The organism is Mycetohabitans sp. B3, from assembly GCF_021498065.1.
In the GTDB taxonomy this organism is placed as follows: Bacteria; Pseudomonadota; Gammaproteobacteria; order Burkholderiales; family Burkholderiaceae; genus Mycetohabitans.
On record NZ_JAHLKN010000027.1, the window covers coordinates 20,813 to 40,149 of the forward strand.

At 62.5% G+C, this 19,337-nt stretch carries 13 protein-coding genes and 6 pseudogenes; 6 read left to right on the top strand and 13 right to left on the bottom strand.

Features of this window, described 5'->3' with window-relative positions; genetic code table 11:
• Positions 1 to 28: 28 nt before the first annotated feature.
• From KQH55_RS16895 to KQH55_RS08580, 10 genes and pseudogenes are all read right to left on the bottom strand, one after another.
• Positions 29 to 594 (bottom strand): annotated as a pseudogene (locus KQH55_RS16895) (PDDEXK nuclease domain-containing protein); the annotation flags it as partial.
• Between the two features lie 118 nt (positions 595 to 712).
• Positions 713 to 1,045, bottom strand: a complete 333-nt coding sequence (locus KQH55_RS08540; RefSeq protein ID WP_076794054.1) for a helix-turn-helix transcriptional regulator — start codon at positions 1,043 to 1,045, stop codon at positions 713 to 715.
• Positions 1,038 to 1,363, bottom strand: a pseudogene (locus tag KQH55_RS08545) (type II toxin-antitoxin system RelE/ParE family toxin). The gene KQH55_RS08540 and the pseudogene KQH55_RS08545 overlap by 8 nt, the downstream one beginning before the upstream one ends.
• Positions 1,364 to 1,585: 222 nt before the next feature.
• Complete coding sequence (locus tag KQH55_RS08550; protein WP_170872328.1) at positions 1,586 to 2,752, bottom strand: SDR family oxidoreductase; 1,167 nt, start codon at positions 2,750 to 2,752, stop codon at positions 1,586 to 1,588.
• A gap of 331 nt (positions 2,753 to 3,083) precedes the next feature.
• Entirely contained in the window at positions 3,084 to 3,308 is a 225-nt protein-coding gene (locus KQH55_RS08555; protein ID WP_076794051.1) for a hypothetical protein, read from the bottom strand.
• A gap of 77 nt (positions 3,309 to 3,385) precedes the next feature.
• Positions 3,386 to 4,369, bottom strand: coding sequence for a lipoyl synthase (gene lipA / locus KQH55_RS08560; RefSeq protein WP_076788521.1), 984 nt, complete (start codon positions 4,367 to 4,369; stop codon positions 3,386 to 3,388).
• Positions 4,370 to 4,371: 2 nt separating this feature from the next.
• On the bottom strand, positions 4,372 to 5,484 hold the full coding sequence (locus KQH55_RS08565) for an acetoin dehydrogenase dihydrolipoyllysine-residue acetyltransferase subunit (RefSeq protein WP_076788519.1): 1,113 nt from the start codon (positions 5,482 to 5,484) through the stop codon (positions 4,372 to 4,374).
• Positions 5,485 to 5,487: 3 nt separating this feature from the next.
• A complete protein-coding gene (locus KQH55_RS08570) occupies positions 5,488 to 6,492 on the bottom strand; it encodes an alpha-ketoacid dehydrogenase subunit beta (protein WP_076788518.1) in 1,005 nt (334 codons plus the stop codon).
• A gap of 132 nt (positions 6,493 to 6,624) precedes the next feature.
• Positions 6,625 to 7,608: a thiamine pyrophosphate-dependent dehydrogenase E1 component subunit alpha gene (locus KQH55_RS08575; protein ID WP_076788516.1), complete on the bottom strand. Its 984-nt coding sequence runs from the start codon at positions 7,606 to 7,608 to the stop codon at positions 6,625 to 6,627.
• A gap of 27 nt (positions 7,609 to 7,635) precedes the next feature.
• The gene (locus KQH55_RS08580; protein ID WP_235090595.1) at positions 7,636 to 8,697 is read right to left on the bottom strand and encodes an NAD(+)/NADH kinase; all 1,062 of its coding nucleotides are present in this window, start codon (positions 8,695 to 8,697) and stop codon (positions 7,636 to 7,638) included.
• Positions 8,698 to 9,171: 474 nt separating this feature from the next.
• Between KQH55_RS08580 and KQH55_RS08585 the strand changes: the two genes are divergently transcribed.
• From KQH55_RS08585 to KQH55_RS08595, 4 genes and pseudogenes are all read left to right on the top strand, one after another.
• On the top strand, positions 9,172 to 11,229 hold the full coding sequence (locus tag KQH55_RS08585) for a sigma-54-dependent Fis family transcriptional regulator (RefSeq protein ID WP_076794518.1): 2,058 nt from the start codon (positions 9,172 to 9,174) through the stop codon (positions 11,227 to 11,229).
• A gap of 87 nt (positions 11,230 to 11,316) precedes the next feature.
• Positions 11,317 to 11,631 (top strand): annotated as a pseudogene (locus KQH55_RS16900) (EamA family transporter); the annotation flags it as partial.
• A 358-nt stretch (positions 11,632 to 11,989) separates the two neighbouring features.
• Entirely contained in the window at positions 11,990 to 13,030 is a 1,041-nt protein-coding gene (locus KQH55_RS08590) for a glycosyltransferase (RefSeq protein WP_235090596.1), read from the top strand.
• Positions 13,031 to 13,133: 103 nt separating this feature from the next.
• Positions 13,134 to 13,367 (top strand): hypothetical protein, encoded by a 234-nt coding sequence (locus tag KQH55_RS08595; protein ID WP_076788511.1) that lies wholly within the window; start codon positions 13,134 to 13,136, stop codon positions 13,365 to 13,367.
• Positions 13,368 to 13,733: 366 nt separating this feature from the next.
• Here the strand turns inward: KQH55_RS08595 and KQH55_RS08600 are convergent, their stop codons facing one another.
• The gene (locus tag KQH55_RS08600) at positions 13,734 to 15,242 is read right to left on the bottom strand and encodes a DUF1254 domain-containing protein (RefSeq protein ID WP_235090597.1); all 1,509 of its coding nucleotides are present in this window, start codon (positions 15,240 to 15,242) and stop codon (positions 13,734 to 13,736) included.
• A 318-nt stretch (positions 15,243 to 15,560) separates the two neighbouring features.
• Here KQH55_RS08600 and KQH55_RS16905 point away from each other — a divergent pair.
• Positions 15,561 to 15,698 (top strand): annotated as a pseudogene (locus tag KQH55_RS16905) (FMN-binding negative transcriptional regulator); the annotation flags it as partial.
• A 164-nt stretch (positions 15,699 to 15,862) separates the two neighbouring features.
• Here KQH55_RS16905 and KQH55_RS08605 read toward each other — a convergent pair.
• Together KQH55_RS08605 and KQH55_RS08610 are read right to left on the bottom strand one after the other, a co-directional pair.
• Positions 15,863 to 16,282, bottom strand: a complete 420-nt coding sequence (locus KQH55_RS08605; protein WP_139337271.1) for a hypothetical protein — start codon at positions 16,280 to 16,282, stop codon at positions 15,863 to 15,865.
• Between the two features lie 135 nt (positions 16,283 to 16,417).
• Positions 16,418 to 16,762 (bottom strand): annotated as a pseudogene (locus tag KQH55_RS08610) (TolC family protein); the annotation flags it as partial.
• A gap of 269 nt (positions 16,763 to 17,031) precedes the next feature.
• On the opposite strand from KQH55_RS08610, the pseudogene KQH55_RS08615 reads away from it, so the two are divergent.
• Positions 17,032 to 19,332: pseudogene (locus KQH55_RS08615) on the top strand (heavy metal translocating P-type ATPase); the annotation flags it as partial.
• Between the last annotated feature and the right edge of the window lie 5 nt (positions 19,333 to 19,337).

The following is a 19,337-nucleotide window of genomic DNA, read 5'->3' on the forward strand; positions in this document are numbered from 1 at the left end:
CACCGGTCCATGGCGATCCGCTTTCTGGCTCGAGCAGGAAATCCGCCAAATGCTGAATCAACGCTTGTTCGAGATCCGATTCGGAATACTCGTCCTTCAGATCGAGGAACTCGAGCACGAACGGGTCGCGGATCGCCTCCTCAGGCGTCAGCGCATCCTCCGGGCGTGACTTCCCCGTCTTGTCGAGCAACGCGACCTTGTTACGTGACAGCGCAAGCCGCTCATACAGCTGGCTGCCGATCTGCCGGTCCAGTTGCCGCACCGACCATCCTTGGCGCAATGCCTCACTCTCGTAGAACGCTCGCGCAGCGGGCAACTTAACCGACAATAGGCGCACATACGCGGGCCACGGCAGCGCGAAACGCGCGGCCAGTTGCGCAAACTGCGGGGGCGACACCGTGCCAGACGCTGCCGACAGGGATTTGCCAAACGATGTTTGGCCTTTTCCGCGTCAGCAGATTTGCCAGACGGTGTCTGACAAATTTGCTCCGGCGGCCAAGCCAGGTAAAACGCGCTCATGCTGACCAAATTCGCTCGACTGAAACCGCGGCCAAACCGGCCGGTCAAGTCCTCGGCCAGGCGCGTCAGCAACGCACTATCGCGCAGCCAGGAACGAACCACTCGGGAATCACAACGACGAGCGTTCCGCGTAGTCCATGGAAGACCCGCTACTTCCTCGATTCCAAGCTCACGTCTTTCGACGCCTACCTGTTCACGCAAACGAGATCACAAGCTTCTTGCCACACGCGGCGGCGTATTTGCGCATCGTTGCGAACGATGGCGAATGCTTCTCGCTGGCGAGCGAGGCTTCGAGTCGAGACACTGCGGACGCCGTGGTGCCCATGCGCTCGGCGATTTGGGCCTGCGTAAGTCCAGCTTCCCGTCGAGCGGCAAGCAACGCGTGCAGTGCCGCGTACTCTTCTTCGAGTGCGTCGTATGCTGCCTTGAACGTCGGATCTGCAAACAAACGCGCATCATCCTCCGCAGTGTGCGGCACTGGGTTGTACCGCTCATCGAGTTCCTGTCCCAATCGGTTCTTAACCATTGCCTATCTCCTTGAGACGTTTGCGGGCAATGCGCAATTCACTCTCCGGTGTCCGCTGTGTCTTCTTCGTAAAAGAATGCAGCACGACAATGCGCCGGCCCACCTGCATGCAATAAAACACGCGCCCGATGCCTTCAGGCCCTTCGGGCGTAATTCGAACAAGCCTTCCCCCATCGCACGCGAATGGGGCAGTCGTAAATCCGCGCCATGGTCTTCCATAAGCGAGAGCAATCGCCGGTAATCAGCGAGGATGCCTATTGGCATGGCGAAAACGTCGCGTTTGACGCGTTCGTTATAATAGGTGACAGCCCAATTCATGGAGCAATCATAGCAAATTTGCTAATTTTCGGCAAACTGGACAGCGACAATCATCGTGGCCGGCGTGTTGCCTCATGGGAGGATGTTACTTCCGCAGTTCGCGCAACTGGCCACGCGTTTCGCGCTGCCGTGGTCCGTGTATGTGCGCCTGTTGTCAGTTAAGTCGCCCGCTGCACGAGCGTTCTACGAGAGTAAGGCATTGCGCCAGGATGGTCGGTGCGGCTACAGAGCGCCAGCAAGGCCGGTACGGCGAGAAGTTCGGTAAGTGCTGTTAAGCGGCAGCTGCGCAAGCATCGCATCGATCAGCATTGGCCATTCGATGGTTTCCACATCCATCGGAAACCGCGTTCGTGTCTCATCGTCCATCCATGTGAGCGGACGGCGGGCATGATGATCGAGGAATACCGTTGCATCGTCGAATGCAAAGCGGTAGGCCTCGAGCAGCGTTCTATTGAGTGCCGTGAGCCGCTTGTCACCGAGTTTGGCCAGCTCGGCATCGAGTTCGGCACGGTCACGCACATATGTTATCCCGCCGGCCCTTGAAATGACGTCACCGAGCGGCGGCATGTTACGCGCGGCGGACGCGCAGTGAATCACTGAAAAGCCATTGGTTGGATGCGCTGCCGCATTGGCTAGTAGCAGATTCGCGCACAGGTCAACCGGAATCGAATCGTTTACGGCCGTTCTTGCCGAGTCAGGAAAGACGCGTATACCTCGCGCGATCGCCTTTAACAGCGCGGGTAGCGCGTTGTCGAAGCGGCAAAAACCGCGTGCCGGGAACTCCCATGCGCCGCACGCTGACGTGACGCGCGCCAGTAAGATTGGCAAGCCGGGATAGCGCTCGTGCAGCAGCCGCTCGGCGAGATTTTTCGCGTATGAGTAGGCGTTCGGCCATTCATGCAGGCGTGCCTCGTCTCCGGCCAGTACGGCGCTAAGTTCCTGTTCGGCGGAATAGTCTTGAAACACCGTTTCCGCGATCCGCGGCGTGCGCAGATGCAACGCCGCCCAGTAACTAGAGGTGACGACGTAAGCGCGCAGCTTGCTGAACTGCGATGCAAGGGCAGCGCCTTCCAGGACGGGCAGCGTATTGGCGGCAACTTGTGCGGATAAACCGACATCCCAACGAGTGTATGCTGCCAAATGAAAGATGACGTGCACGTCGCGGGCCAATTTCTGCACCGTATCACAGTCTAAGCCCCATGCAGGTCGTGTCACGTCCGCATTGATCCACACGACCTTCGGATGGCTGCCCCCTGGCTGCTTTCTATATAAGCAGTAAATGCGGCCGATGTCAGGCAGTTTGTCCAATATGGTGCGCAACAGCACGGATCCGATGAATCCGGTGGCGCCGGTGATCAATACCTGCTTTTTGCTATAAAACCGCTGCATGATGCATGTCCTGTGTGGCTGGCGTAACCCGGATTTCATCAAGCCACGAGGTTCGGACACAGCAAAGTGCGACGCTGCATGCTGCAATGCGAAAATCTGTCCGCGGTATACCATTGGCCGACCGCTGGACACATCACTGTTTCGGCTGGCAGGTCGTCAATTTAGCTTCACGCTGTCGCAGGCCGACCGCTGGCAATCATTGCCGGTCGTTAACACATGGTTGACGAAATCACCGGGCTGTAGGCGTCACGCTTGCGTCCGAACGGTGCGGAATGCCGTAGGCGATCGTTGCGACCGACACGCCGCTGAAAATGATCGATAACGCAGTCATTCATCCGACATGCTCAAACAGCACAGTGCTTACGACATCCTCGCCGAAGGCCACACCGACGATATCCTCCCCCACGGCCAGATCCGCAGCGAATTGGGAACTGTGATCAGCCCGTGCCGGCACCGTCGTACGCTTGCTGGGGGCATACGGCATCACCCCACGACGGCTTACCGCCGTGAGGCGCGCCGACAACGTCCCGCTGGCCATCGGCAACGATGCAGCCATTCGCGTAACCAACCCGCGCGACGATACTGGTGCAATATTGAGGATCCAGCTACGCGCCGACGGCAGTCAGCGCTGCGCTAAATAGAGTCGACTCGTTCGACGCCCTGCACGGTTTGCGCCGCGTGGTACGAGGAGCGCACCAATGGCCCGGCGATCACCTGCCGGAAACCCAGTTCCATCGCCGTCGTGCGCAACGCGTCGAACGCCGCGGGGTTCACGTAGCGCTTCACCGGCAAATGCCCTGGCGACGGCGCCAGATACTGCCCGAGCGTGATGATGTCCACGCCGTGCCGACGCAAGTCCTGCAGTGTCGCAATAACCTCGTCGTCACGCTCGCCGAGGCCGAGCATCAGGCCTGACTTAGTCAGCAGCGCTGGGTTACGCGTTTTAACCTGTGCGAGCAACGCCAGCGATCCGGCATAATCGGCGCCCGGCCGCGCGACACGGTACAGTGAAGGAACGGTTTCGATGTTGTGGTTGAACACATCCGGCCACGACATCGACAGTGCGTCCAATGCTCGATGGGTCCTGCCGCGAAAATCCGGCGTCAGGATTTCCACGCCCACGCCCGGCACGCGTGCGCGCAATGTCTGCACGCAGCGCGCGAAGTGCCCCGCGCCACCATCGCGCAAGTCGTCGCGATCCACCGAGGTCACGACGACGTAGCGCAAACCGAGTACGGCCGCTGCATCGGCCAATCTCGCCGGCTCCTGCTCATCCAGCGGCGGTGGCCGGCCATGGGCGACGTCACAAAACGGGCACCGGCGCGTGCAAATGCCCCCCATCACCATGAACGTCGCACTGCGCTGAGCGAAGCACTCGCCGATGTTCGGGCACATCGCTTCCTCACATACCGAGTGCAGGCCGTGCTCGCGCAGTACCGCAGCCACGTGTGCGACGGCTTCGCTCATCATCGGCCGCGCCCGCAGCCATGCCGGCTTTGGCAACGGCGCACCGTCCGGATGCACGACCTTCACCGGGATACGAGCGAGCTTGTCGTGACTGCGCGCGCCGCGCTGCCCGAGCGCAGTCAAGCTCCGGTACGGCGTCACCGTTCCCATCGTCAGTCTCCGAGGAACGCGTTCAACACCTGGTTGACCTCGGCAGCCGCCTCCATCTGCACCATGTGCCCTTTGCCTTCGATGATGTGTGACTGCACGCCCGCAGGCAGCCCCTGTGCATGCAGCGACGGAATGATGCGGTCCTCGCTGCCCCAAATCACCAGCGTGCGCGGTGCCAGCTCGGCGAGCCGGTCACGGTACACGTGCCGCTGAACACCATCGCCGAATGCCGCCGCCGCGATCTTGGCGAGCGTCTCGTTTACGCCGTCCAGACGCTTGTACTTAACGATGTCCTCAACCAATTGGCGAGTGACCAGCGCAGGATCTGCAAACAGCTTCAGCAGGTGCGGCTTGAGCGTATTGCGGCTGGTCCCGGCCACGAATCCGCTAATGTAATCTGCGTCGATTTCGCGGCCTAGTCCTGCGCTGGCGATCAGTGCCAGCGACGCAACTCGCTGCGGCTCCACGCTGGCGATCTGCAGTGCAACGGCGGCGCCCATCGAATGGCCCACCAGGTGCGCACGCTCGATCCCCTCTTCGCGCATGAACGCGGACACATACTGGGCAAGCTCGTCCAATGTGCCGGCTTTCAGCGGCTTGCTCGACTCCCCATGCCCCGGCAGGTCCAGCGCCCATACCGCGCGACGCGCCGCCAGCTCGGCGTGGTTGAACAGCCAGTTGTTCAGGTCACCGCCGAACCCGTGGATTAACAACACCGGAACGCCGCCATCGCCTTGCTTCAAGTAGCGGATCGTATGCGAGCCGACGATGCGCTTCTGCGGCTGCGGTCCCGTGTCAGCCGCATCGGCCGCGGCCGGCACGAAATCGCGCTGGAACGCCGCAACGGCTTCGTCGATTTGGGCATCGCTCGCGTCGGTATCAGCCACCACCGCCAACAAGGCGCCGACCGGCAGCGTTTCGCCTTCGACGGCAATCTGCCGGCGCAACACACCGTCAAATGCACATTCCACGCCAGAGGAAATTTTCTCTGTCTCCACGTCAAGCAACTCATCGCCCTTAGATACCTTGTCGCCGATCTGCTTGAGCCACCCGTTGACCTGGCCCTGCTCCATCGACAGTCCCCACTTGGGCATCGTAATCATGTGAATCGGCATCGATCAGCTCCTTACCTTCGTCACGGCCGCCGCGATCTTCTCAGACGACGGGATGTACATGTCCTCCAACACGCCGGCAAACGGGGCTGGCGTATGCGGCGCGGTCACCAGCTCGATCTGCGCCTTGAGCGATTTGAATGCGCGCTGCGCGATGAGTGCGGCAATGTCAGTCGCCACCGAGCAACGGGGGTTGGCTTCATCGACGACCACCACTCGACCGGTGCGCGACGCGCTCTCCAAGATCGTTTCCTCGTCCAGCGGCGACGTCGTGCGTAAGTCGATCACTTCGACGTCGATGCCTTGCCTGGCCAGCACATTGGCCGCCTCCACCGACTGGTGCACCATCCGTCCATAGGTGATAATCGTCGCATCGTCGCCGTCGCGCACCACGTTGGCCTCGCCAAACGGAATCGCATAAGACTCCTCCGGCACGTCCCCTTCTCGGCTGTACAACAGCTTGTGCTCGCAGAAAATCACCGGGTCATCATCGCGGATCGACTGGATCAACAGCCCTTTCGCGTCATAGGGCGTGGACGGACATACCACCTTCAGCCCAGGCACATGCGTAAACAGCGACGTGAGCATTTGTGAGTGTTGGGCGGCAGCGCGCAGTCCCGCACCCTGCATCGTGCGGATCACCACCGGGGTAACCGCCTTGCCGCCAAACATGTAACGGAACTTGGCCGCCTGGTTGAATATCTGGTCGAAGCACACTCCCATGAAGTCAATGAACATTAGTTCGGCGACCGGCCGCATGCCGCATGCGGCGGCACCAACTGCCGCGCCAATGAACCCGCCCTCGGACAACGGTGTGTCGAGCACCCGCCCAGGGTATCGATGGAACAGCCCCTTGGTCACCCCGAGCACGCCACCCCACGCATCCTGCTCGCCGGGCGAGCCCGCACCGCCGGCGTTGTCCTCACCCATCACGATGACGTTTTCGTCGCGCGCCATCTCTTGGCTCAACGCCTCGTTTATAGCTTGTTGGTAAGTGATCTTCCTGGCCATGGCCGTCTCCTGGTAGCTCGTTTCGAATTGGATCGGAGCGCGGCGCACGCACGCCGCGCGTCGCTTCTCGCATCGTGCCGCGACGTCTGACGGGGCATCGCCCCGCTGCGCATCGCATCCATTACGCCCTCCTCACGGATAGGCGACGTAGACGTCGCTCAGCAAGTCCGCTTCGGTCGGCAGCGGGGCAGCCTTCGCGCTGTGCACCGCGTCGTCTATCAGCGCCTTGACGCGCTCATCGATCGCGCGCAGCTCATCCACTTGGACCAGTTCGCTGCGTACCACGCGCTCCTCGAAATGCTTTAAGCAGTCGTTTTCTTCTCGAGCCTTCTGCACTTCTCCTGGTTCTCGGTACGTCTGCGCGTCGCCCTCGAAGTGCCCGTAATAGCGCGTGAACTTGACCTCGACCAGCGTCGGGCCGCCGCCGTGTCGAGCACGGCTGATGGCTTCGCCCAGCGCCTCGTACACAGCGAAGAAATCGAATCCGTCCACAATCACGCCGGGCATACCGAAGCCATTGGCGCGGTCGGCAATGTTGTCGGCCGCGACGGACCACGCTGCCGATGTCGCTTCAGCGTATCCATTGTTTTCAGCCACAAAAATAGCCGGCAACCGCCAGACCGAGGCCAGGTTCATCGATTCGAAAATCACACCCTGGTTGGACGCGCCGTCACCGAAGAAGCAAACGCCAACACCGCCGGTCTTCTTGAACTTGGCGGCTAGCGCGGCGCCACACACCAGCGGCGCGCCTGCGCCAACAATGCCGTTCGCGCCTAACATGCCGCGCGACAGGTCAGCGATGTGCATCGAGCCGCCTTTGCCCCGGCAAACGCCAGTGCGGCGGCCGTAGATCTCGGCCATCATGCCATGCACGTCGACGCCCTTGGCAATGCAATGACCGTGGCCACGGTGCGTCGTCGCCACATAATCGATATCGTTCAGGTGCATCATCGTGCCGACCGCGGACGCTTCCTCACCCGCGTAAAGGTGAACGAAGCCTGGGATTTCACCGGTCGCGAACTCGACGTGCAAACGCTCCTCGAACTCGCGGATCGTACGCATCGACCGGTACGCGTCGAGCAATGTCTCGCGGGTAAGCTGGCTCGATATCGACATGGTTAGGCCTCCTATTAGTGTATCGTGCTAGTTAAACAACGCTGCTGCGCGTTCGCGCAGGAATTGCCGTGCCGCGCTGAAACGCAGGGTTCGTTCGACATCGACCGTCAGCGGTCCCTCCCAGTCGAGCGAAACGACATAGGTTTCACCTTTTTCAATTTCGATCTCGCGCTCGCCGTCGAACGCCAACGTGCCGTAAACGGCGTCGAGCATGACCTGCTGGCCGACCTCCAACCGCTTACAGTCAGTCATCCACACGGTGCCGATTTGGCCCGGCGCGATGGGTGCAACTAGCGGCACGCCAGCCGGCGGTGCATCGGCAAATGTCATCTGCAAGCCATGCGGCGCAGTGCGGGCCACCGGCGCCCACGCGGCGCCAATCGACGACAGGCCAATGGCATCGGCGGCGGCGAAGGTCAGGAACAAGGCGTGAATATCAGACGGATCGGATACCGCACGCGCGCCGATGAAGCGCTGCCGGCTCACGCACAGGTCAACCAGCGCAATCTCCTCATGTCCGCGCTTGCGTCCAGATACACAGCGCACCACGAGGCGTTTGTTGCGTGACAGTGCCGCGTCCGAGGGAACTGCGCCGATCGCGACCAGGGCGCCGGCCAGGCCCGCCACGGTCGCTTCGCGCAGATCCGGGAAGCTGTTGTTAGTGCCAGTGGACAACGTGAGCAGCGGCACGTCGCGGCAGTGCATCGCCACCGCGCGATGGGTGCCATCGCCACCCAGTACGGCGATCAGCGATACGCCGCGCTCGACCATGTACGCCACACCCGCATGCGTGTCGGCCACGCGCTGCGTCATCGGCAGGTCGATGAACTCCACCTGCGGCCACCGCTCGCGTCCGCCCAGGGCCGCCTGCGTCTGCACAGCGCGCAACACGAGCGCCGCGACACCTGTTTTGTCCCGCAGTGTTAATACGCGACGCACGCCCAACGCACCCAGCCCTGCAAGTAGCCGGACCACCATGTTCGCTTTTTCGGCAGTCGGGAACACCGACGCATGCGTGGTCAGGCGACGAATATCGCGACCCGATGCAGGATTGACGATGATACCGACCGCCGGAACGGTGCTTGACACGGCGTTGTCTCCTTGCCCGGCGTTGCCGCCCGGCGTCACCGCTCATCAGCATGAGCGGACATGTTGCTGACAGGCACTGTCATTGCAATGTGCATGCCAATATGAGCGAGCCACGTTCACGCCATCCGCGCCAGCCCATCGCGATGGGGCTGCGTGGCCCATACGAAGAAACTGCACGCGCGGTGGCGCCACGCTGTGCGTCTCCTGGCTGTCTCAATACGTCGCCGTCCGTATGCGCTCGCCCGCATCGACTGGCGGCACAGCGTGACGACATCAAGCCGGGACAAGCCCGCTGCGACGGGGTGGGGACAAGTTGACAGGCCAGCGCAACATGCCTAGACGAGCGTGAGACGCGTGGCGCCGCCTGATGAGACGATCGTCTCACGCCACTGGCATGTTGCAATGCAACGTGTGCCGAAGGCGATGAATGTGCTAAAAACAGCTCAAGCTGCAGGTTCTCTGACGGAGTTCGCGATGCCGTACGTTTCATCCAACCAGCACATCAAGCGCGTACACAGCGCGATCGAAAGTCACAACACACCACTCAATAATGAAGCGTCGCGCCTCGTTTCGTCTTGGCAACGTTCGCTCGAGCGGTACCGGCTCGATCCGTCCTCGCGCGTGGGGCCGCGCGTCGTCACCGCTAGCGAACTGCGCGAGTTGCGCGAGCGCGAAGAGGCATTTTTGCGTGCATCGGGCCAATGCCTGTCTAGGCTGCACGCGACGGTCCGCACCGCTGACTATTGTGTATTGCTAACTAATGCACATGGCGTGACGATCGACTATCGGATCGACCGCGATCGTCGCCCGGACTTCAAGCAGGCGGGCTTGCACATCGGATCGTGTTGGTCTGAACAGGAGGAAGGCACGTGCGGCATCGCTAACGTGCTCGCCGACTTAGCCCCAATTACCGTGCATAAGACGGATCATTTCCGCGCCGCGTTCACCACGCTTACGTGCAGCGCGGCGCCGATCTTCGCGCCGGACGGGTGTCTGATTGGCGTGCTCGATGCGTCGGCAATCCGCTCGCCGGACAATCGCGACAGCCAGGGATTGATCTACCAATTGGTGCGACAAAACGCCCGATTGATCGAGGACGCCTACTTCCTGAACCAGACCACCCACCATTGGATCCTGTTCGGCCACACCAGCCGGCACTTCGTCGAGGCGTGGCCGGAGGTACTGATCGCGTTCGACGAGGGCGGCAACCTTGTTGCGGCCAACGCCCACGCTCGCGAGACCATTCCAGGGCTCTCCGGCGGTGCCCGTGGCCACCTGGCTGACTTGTTCGACGTGCCGCTTGCGCGCATGCTCGATGCGTCGAACCTGCATGACGTGCTGCCGTTGCGGCTGTACGCGTCGGGTACGATCCTGTATGCGCGAATCCGTAGACCGCAACGGCGCGGGCACGCGGCGGGCGTCTTGACTTCAGCGCGTGCTGCCAGGCCAGCGGCGTCAGCACGGCCTGCATCATCGTTACGCGGCGCGCTGCCGCACGATGGTAGGGCGCCCGGCCCATCCGGTATGCGGCCCGGTATGCCAGCCGGTCGTCTATCCGATACGCCGGCCGGCACTGGACCACTGGAAGCCTTCGCGCAGAGCCAGGATCGGCGGGTCGCCCAGGCGGCGAGCATTGCGCTGCGCGTCGCGGAGCGGCGCCTGCCGATCCTGATTCTCGGGGAAAGCGGCTGCGGCAAAGAGGTCTTCGCGCGCGCGATTCATGAGTCGGGCATCCGATGCCAGCAACCCTTCGTGGCGGTGAACTGCGGTGCGCTGCCGGAGTCGCTGATCGAAAGCGAGTTGTTTGGGTATGCGGCCGGCGCGTTCACGGGCGCACGCAGCAAAGGCACGCGCGGCAAGATCGCGCTCGCGCATGGCGGCACGCTATTCCTAGACGAGATCGGCGACATGCCGCTGTCGCTGCAAACACGGCTGCTGCGTGTACTAGCCGACGGCGAGGTACTACCGTTGGGCGCCGAGACGGCGACCCGCGTCGATGTAAACGTGATTTGCGCGACACACCGCGACCTGGACGCAATGGTCGCGCAAGGCACTTTTCGCGAGGACCTGTACTACCGCCTCAGCGGGGCGGTACTACGGCTGCCGCCGCTTCGCGAACGTATCGACATTCGGGCGCTGATACAGGCCGTTTTCGACGACGAAGCGCGCACCGTGCCGCATAAGCTCGTGCTCGATCCCGCGGTACTTGAACGCCTGTGCCATCATCCGTGGCCCGGCAACGTGCGGCAACTGCGCCACGCATTGCGCTACGCATGCGCCGTAACCGATACAAACCGGGTCGAATGGTGCCATTTGCCAGCCGAAATCGCATCCGAACTAAGCTCACCGGCGACGCCGCCGGTGACGCTCGAATCACTGACCGACGAGCGAGAACGTATCGTCGCTGCGCTGACGCGGAATCAGTGGCGCCCCATTCCGGCGGCGCAGGCACTTGGCATATCGCGCGCAACGCTGTACCGGCGCATCGCCAAGCTGGGCATCGTCCCACCCCACCGGCTGCCGGCCGCATAGGTCCACGCAGAACATACGGTATCCTGTCATTTGGCTCGGCGCCTGTCTTGCGCGTCTCGCCGGATGGCGGCATGCTTAGGCTGAATCGTCGACAGCCATTTGACACACAAGGGCTCAATGCGTGACGCGACGGTCCTCGCCTGCATGAAAAGATGGATCAGAGAGCCCGTCAAGTTCGCGCCGGCATGGACTGCTGGCGCGCCACTCCCTACGGCATTCCAGGCCGCCGCCGCGCGCCGACAGGTTTTGCCGGGTACGGCGTCAGCCTAATGCTATTCATTGTCGCATTGCGCAACCTAGGCACGGCCTGCGCCGGCGACTATTTCTTGGTGGCACCGCTGTTTAGTTGCACCGCTGTTCGGCGTCGTATTGTCGCTCGCGCTTTGGCCCGCGATGCCGCCAGGGCAATGCTAGTGGGCGGTGGCGTTGATGGCAATCAGGGGTAGGGCTTCATCCCTCATCGGCATCACCATCGATCGCGGGCTCTCACGCAAGCTTTGTGCGCATAAAGTTTTGCCGCGCAGCATAAACGCTCGCGCGCGAACGAAAAGGGTCCGCACAGGACTGTGGTATAACGCTTCGCGACTACGGGTACGCCTTCGCGCCATCAACGTGTCGTCGAGCCGTCATAGCCATCCACCACACGCTGCTCATGGAACGATTATCATCGAGGGAGGCCGGCACGGCACAGCGCGTCCGGATTATTTTCCACATCACCGAATTCAACGACGATGACATTGAGAGCACACTGATCCAATAGTTGCGCGTCTTCGATCGCAAATGGCTGAATTTTTTCCAAGCACGACAACATCTGGGCAAGCGCAGCAAACTCGAACGCATCGCGCGCGACATCTTCAATACGGTTGTTGTGCGCCGTTATGTGTCACAGCGCATCGCCCATCTTGCCCGCGAGCATCATCTAATCGTCGATTTCGATATGTCGCTGCGCCGCATCGCAGGCCGGTACGGTGTCGGATGGCTCGGAGTCAATCACTTCAGCTTCGATGCTCGGCTTGGTGGCCGGCCCCGCAAAATCCGGCGCTTGCTGAAACAATATCAAGCCTACGATCGGATTGCGGCGCTGACCGAGCACATGGCCGATGAAGCACAGGCGATGTTCGGCTCGCGGCTACCTCCGCTGCTGGTGCTGCCGAATGCGATCGATATCGCGGCAATCCACGAACGTGCGTCCCATCAGGTCGGCAGCGCGTCAATGCCTGATGAGCCCTATATCGTCTCGGTAGCCCGCCTCGACGAGATCCAGAAAGACCATCGCACGCTGTTGCGAGCATATCAACGTTTGGTGATGGCGCACGTCGTACGCGAGCATTTGGTGATCGTGGGCGACGGAGCGTTTCGCGCCGAACTCGAGCAATTGGCGCGCGAGTTGGGTATCGGCGAGCGTGTGCACTTCACCGGTCAATTGAACAACCCGCATCCAGTGATCGCCGGCGCGACACTCCAGATACTGAGTTCGCGCTACGAAGGCATGCCGATGGTGCTGCTCGAGGGCCTCGCGCTGGGCAGGCCGATTATCGCAACCGACTGCCCGACCGGGCCCAGCGAAATCCTCAATGGCGGCCGTGCCGGCATTCTCGTTCCGGTCGGTGACGTCGACGCGATGGTAGACGCCATGCGCACGGTGCTGACCAACCCTGCGCTGCGCACCGAACTCGCCGGACGCGCTCGCCAGCGAGCGCAACATTACGGCATCGACGCAAGCAACGCGAGACTGAAGGCGTATGTCGACACGATTCTTGCATCCAGGCGCGCCGTACCGGCGGCGACCGGAACATCCTGACCAGCGTCGAACAGCCGTCTTCATATCAATTGCACTATTGATTCGTTCGCGGCGATTTTGTCCGGCGTATGCTATAGGCGTCACGCCAGCTTGCAAGATACCCATGGAGATATGCCGCAATTACAAGGGCTACACGATATTGCCCAGCGCAGAGCCGCTGGGCAACGGCCTGTATGCCGCCAATCTCGACCTCGAAGGCCAGCAGCATGGCACACGGTCGCACGTGGAGCATTTCGAGGCGCTCGACTATTTCTTCGAGGCCGAACAGGCCACCGCATACGCATTGCACTGGGGAAAATTGTGGATTGATACACAGCACCGGCTCAAGGCAGCATGAGGTGACGTTCGGCATACCGGCGCCACGAGCCGGCTCGCGCGATGACGAATCGAAGGCCGACCTAACGCTACCGGCGATCGAGTGCCTCCTGGCATTATCGGCGAGCGCGAGCCGCGTAGACCGGTTGCACTGCGTCGGGCAAAACCATTGACGGCAATACGAACGTGTCCCAAGGATTCACTAGGGACACGCCGGTTTCAACAAATCGGCCATATTGCGCGTCACAACGATCATGCGGTGCAGCTATGCCGTTGCGGTAATTAGATAGCGCCTGGATACCTTATAAAAGTCCGATGAAGTAACCAGCGGCCCAGCGCCATTCTCACGCCACCGGCAAGTCGGGCCACTTTCGCGGCACTGTCTCGGCTACTGGCGATCCAATGCCGGCGGCCGCCAGTTCGAGCGGCGCATCACTGCACTTGGGCCATAGATCCGCATGACCATCCTGAAATGGCCGGTCGGCGATACGAGCCAGTTCGCTGCGGCGGGGCGCGCTGGCGCGGTCGGCTGCACGGTGATATCAATCGACCCGTCCTGGTTGCGCACTAGATGATCGCGATCGGTCAGCACGACATGGCGATTACGCCACCCCGGCCTATGCGCGTCGCCCCTAAACGACGCGCCGACGCCGCCGGCTTCGTCGTCATCCAACGGCTCCGCGACGAGCGTCCAGCCGCCGGCCGAGACGGGCAACTGGTTACGCGTGAAATGCATCATGTAGTCATTCTTCCCCGATAGCGGGCGGTTGTCGCGGTCCACATCGGCGACCAGCGTCAACACATCCTCCGTCAGACCTGCGCCGGGCACCACCGTGGCAACGTACGCGCGATACGCATAATCCTGTCCGTAGCTGCCCGCATCGTCATCAAACCAACGCCATCCGTTCGCCGCCACGACACCGTTCGGGGGCACGCTACGCACGCGTGCCCTGCCCTGCTCGATACCGACCGCAAATGCCTTGGCCGAGACGGGCGACAGTGTAAAAGGCTGGCCCGGCACGATGCCGAGCTGCTTAAGCATTTGCAACGCGTGATCGTCCGTGTCAGCCACCGGTGGGCTATCGACCAGCGCCGCGGACAAGCGGGTAAAGAAGGCCTGAGCACTCATCTGGTCGACGCGGGCGAGCGCGGCGGCAACGGTCGAGCCATCATCGGCCGGGCGCCACGCGCCACGCGCGGCGCTACCGGTCATACGGCTGCCTGTTGATGTGCCGGCCGGCGACGGCGAAACGCGGGCAAACGCCGACGACGGTACGGCGCCGTGCTTGCCCAGCCATGCGGTTAGTGGCGCGACCCGTGGAGTTGCATTCGGCTTATGCGACCGTGCGGCACCGCGCGCCACCCCCGGCTCCACCACGCGAAGCATCAGATAACGGGTTGGCGAATCCACGCGTGCAACGCCAGGCGGCAAGCTGCCCATCCAGCCCGGCCCGACGAACGCGATGGTTTGCGCGCGCGAGCCGGTCGTGCGGGTGCCAGCCGACACGGCGACGTTGGTCCACATGTCATTGGCCTGCACCAGTGTGTAGCGGCCATGTGCGTCGGGCAACGACAGCACGACTGGCTCAGGGCCGAGATCCAGCCACCCGCTGCTGACAAAGCCCGGCTCACCGGACGTCCCCGTATAGAGTTGGTTGACCGGACGCGTCGCCGTCTGCGCCTCGCGCAGCACGTCCATCACCACCAGGGGATAGCCGAACACATACGAATCGGCCACCTCTGTCGCCGTCCAGCCGGCATTGCTCGCGCTCGACGGCGAGGGCCCCGCGCAGCCGATGGCCAGCACGGCGGCGGCCAATGCGCCACAATATGAAACAGGGGTAGGCACGCGTGCGACGACGCGCGACGCATGCAGCAGCGACTTGAGTTGCATCATCAGGATTGCCTCGTATTTGTTATTCGCAGACCACCCGATGCGGCCCATTCCGCCCCGGACCCCGTGCTGCGACCTGCGGCCGTGGTCCTCGGCCGGCTGCAAACTATAAACCGCGACAAGATTGTTGACATGCGGTTGGCTCTTGTCAATTGGACAACACATGCTGCACCTACCGATGGACGACACCCATGTTTCTGCAGCACGCCGAAGGCCAACCCCATGCCTTTCAAAATCGATGCCGGCGCAGAATGGCTCGACACGCCGCAGCGCCCCGTCGCATACCCTGATCCGGTGTGACGTGACGCGCGCACTGATTCGGACGCGCTCGCTTTGTTGCAAGGCTCAAGCGCTTACGTGTCGCCAGGCTGGTATCCGAGCAAACAACAGGCCCATCGTGCCGCACCGACCTACGACTTATGCAGCGATGCACGCCTAGGACCGCCTCGTCGTACATGACGATTCGTGATAGGTGCGCGCGCTGTTCGCCCGGCTCATGCGACAGATGCAGGTACGTGTGACAGACTCGTTATGGAACGCATGTGGCGGACTCACCATGGAAACTGAGCGACGCGCCGCCTGACTTTCTCGATCATTTAGCCAATCAAGTGGTCAGCATCGAATTAACGGTTACCCGTTTGCTCGGTAAGTGGACGGTTAGCCAGCATCGCAGCGCGCAGGATCGGGCACGCGCGAACGCGGGGTTGCGTTCGCAGGGGGTTGCGTTCAATGGCAACCACAGAGGCGGTCGCGATCGCCGAGTGGATTGACCGAGCAGCCCAGTAGGGGTGCACAGCCGCATGGTGCAACACGTGCCAGCCGCTTTGCACACCTTTGGTCACCACGATGAGGATAACTTGTGTCGGGTTGAAGTTGAGCGCGACCATCAACTGCATCAGTGCGATCATCGGCAGCACGAATGTAGGGTGGTACAACTGGCGTTCAATCAGCGCTCTCATCGGATGCTCCACTTGCGATGCGACATCGCCTCGTGCATCGTGGCCACCGAGCCGCACGATATCGCTGTTCCTACGTCGATGCATGGCATGGTAGGAACTACGCGAGAACGGATAAATCGGCTGCAACGAAATGGACTTGTTGGATTGGATGAACAATCGGCGCGGCAGCCATCCGTCGGATGACCGTCGCGCCGCTCCATGGCGGCCGGCGAAAAACCTTTAGCGCGCAGCCAGCGGCGAGGCCGGTTGCGTTGGAGACGTTGGCGCATCCCAGCCGCCGCCCAGCGCGCGTATCAGGTTCACCGTGTACACCGCCTGCGCGCCGGTCAGCTGCATGGCCGCACGCTGGTTCTGTAGCACCGTGCGCTCCGAATCGATCACGTCCAGATAGCTGACTGAGCCCTCGCGGTACTGCGCGCGCGACAACTGTGCAGTCCGACCCGATGCCTGCACGGAGTCGTCGTTCTGCGCCTGGATCTGGTCGGTCAGGATGCGCAAGTTTGCGAGGTTATCCTCAACTTCCTGGAACGCGACGAGCACCTGCTGCCGATCGGATGACATGCGACTTGCGCGCCATAGCATGCCGAATACACAACCAGCGGAGTAACGGAGCAGCACGATGCTCGATACATCATCGAACTCGCCCGATGCGTTTTCGTCGCTCGGAGACTGGACCCTGAGCACGCCGCTCTGGATGCCGTATCGACCGACGGTAGCCTCTTCGGTCGCGGCGCCGGACCCGGGATGGGCATCGTGGCGGTCGTGCTGTCGCGCGTGGCAGCGGCGTGACGGGTCGCCGTGTGACCTTGACCCTCCCATCATGGGAAGGCTGATACTGCATTCCTCCTGTATCGCGCCCCGACATGATGAAAACCTCCCCGACCTACATGACATCGCTGGATATTGAAGGCATGACATGCGCCTCCTGCGTGACGCGTGTCGAGCGCGCACTCGGCAAGGTGCCGGGGGTATCCCATGTGACCGTCAATCTGGCGACCGAGCGGGCATCGGTCACGGCCGGGCTCGATGTGGCGGCTCCCACACTCGTCGCCGCCGTCAAGAAGGCTGGCTACGACGCACGTCTGACGCCCGAGACGCCCGCTGCGGCTTCACACGAGAACGCAATGCGGCCGCTGGCGTCGGTGATCGTCTCCACCTTGCTGACACTGCCGCTGCTGGCGCCCATGATCGAGATGCTGGCAGGCGCCGCGCCATCGCCCCACTCCGGCGAGCCGATGGCGGACATACAGGCGGCGATAGGCCACGGTGCGCCGAGCGTGCCGATTCTGCTGCAAGCCGTGCTGGCGACCGTGATCCAGTTCGTGCTCGGCGCGCGCTTCTACGTATCCGGCTACACGGCCGTGCTAGCGCTGTCCGGCAACATGGACCTGCTTGTCGCGCTGGGCACATCGGCCGCTTATGGATTGTCCCTTTACCAATGGGCGACCCACCCACATGGCGGTGCCCCCCTCTATTTCGAGGCATCCGCCGTGATCATCACGCTGGTGCTGTTCGGCAAGTGGCTCGAAACCCGCGCTAAGCGACAGACCACCGCCGCGATCCGCGCACTAAACGCGCTGCGGCCCGATACAGCCCGCGTGCGTATCGACGGCACTGAACGTGAGCTACCACTGTCCGACGTGCGCGTCGGCATGCAAGTGATCGTGCGTCCCGGCGAGCGATTCCCGGTCGATGGCCGCATCGTCGGCGGCCGCACGCACGCGAACGAAGCCATGTTAAGTGGCGAGAGCCTTCCCATGGCGAAAGACGAAGGCGACACAGTGCACGCCGGCTCGCTGAACGGCGAAGGCGCAGTCGTGATCGAGGCGACGGGGATCGGTGCACAAACGATGCTGGCTCAGATCATCCAGCTGGTCGAGACCGCGCAAGCCGCGAAGGCGCCCATCCAGCGACTGGTGGATCGCGTCAGCGCCGTATTCGTGCCGGCCATCATCGCGATTGCACTGGTCACGCTGTGCGGCTGGTTGCTCGCCGGCGCACCGGTCCAACATGCGATCTTGAACGCAATCGCCGTATTGGTGATCGCCTGCCCCTGTTCGCTTGGGCTTGCGACGCCAACCGCCATCCTTGCCGGCACCGGCGTCGCGGCCCGGCATGGGATGCTGATCAAGGACGCCGAGGCACTGGAGCTTGCTCATCGAGTGAACGTCATCGCGCTCGACAAGACCGGCACGTTGACCGACGGCAAGCCCGTCGTCGTGGCCTTCGATGCATTAGAGGGCACAGACGAGGACGCGCTGTCGATTGCCGCCGGTGTGCAGCAGCACAGCGAACATCCGCTGGCGCGCGCAATCGTCGCCTTGGCACAGCAGCGGCAGGTGGTTGCCGCCAAGGCGCGCGACACCCGAGCTATCGCTGGACGTGGCATCCAGACAACGATCGGCGACGCGATCTTTGGCATCGGCAGCACGCGATGGCTGCGCGAGCTTGGCATCGCGCCCGATGCGGCACTGCAGGCGCGTTCGGACGCGCTGCAGCGGGCCGGCAACACCGTATCGTGGCTGGTGCGCGTGGCACCTTCGCCCGCCCCACTGGCGCTAATCGCGTTCGGCGACACGGTCAGGCCATCGGCCCAGGCGGCGCTCGCCCGGCTCACTGCATCGGGCATGCGCACCCTGCTGATGACGGGCGACAACGGCGGCAGCGCAGCGGCAGTCGCCTCAGCGGTTGGCATCGCCGAAGTGCATGCGGACATGTCGCCGCAGGACAAGGCCGCGATGATCGCGCGGTTGCGCGAGCAAGGCAATGTGGTGGCGATGGTTGGCGACGGTGTCAACGATGCGCCGGCGCTGGCCGCCGCCGACTTGGGCATCGCGATCGGCAGCGGCACGGACGTCGCGATGCACGCTGCCGGCATCACGTTAATGCGTGACGATCCTGCACTGGTGGCCGACGCACTGGACCTATCACGACGTACATATCGCAAAATCTGGCAAAACCTATTCTGGGCTTTTGTCTACAACGTCGTCGGCGTGCCATTGGCCGCGCTCGGGTGGCTCAATCCGATGATCGCAGGCGCGGCGATGGCCTTGTCCAGCGTGAGCGTCGTGGGCAATGCGTTGCTGCTGCGGCGATGGCGCAGCAGCAACGCACGGGCGCGCCGGCCCATGTAGAATCA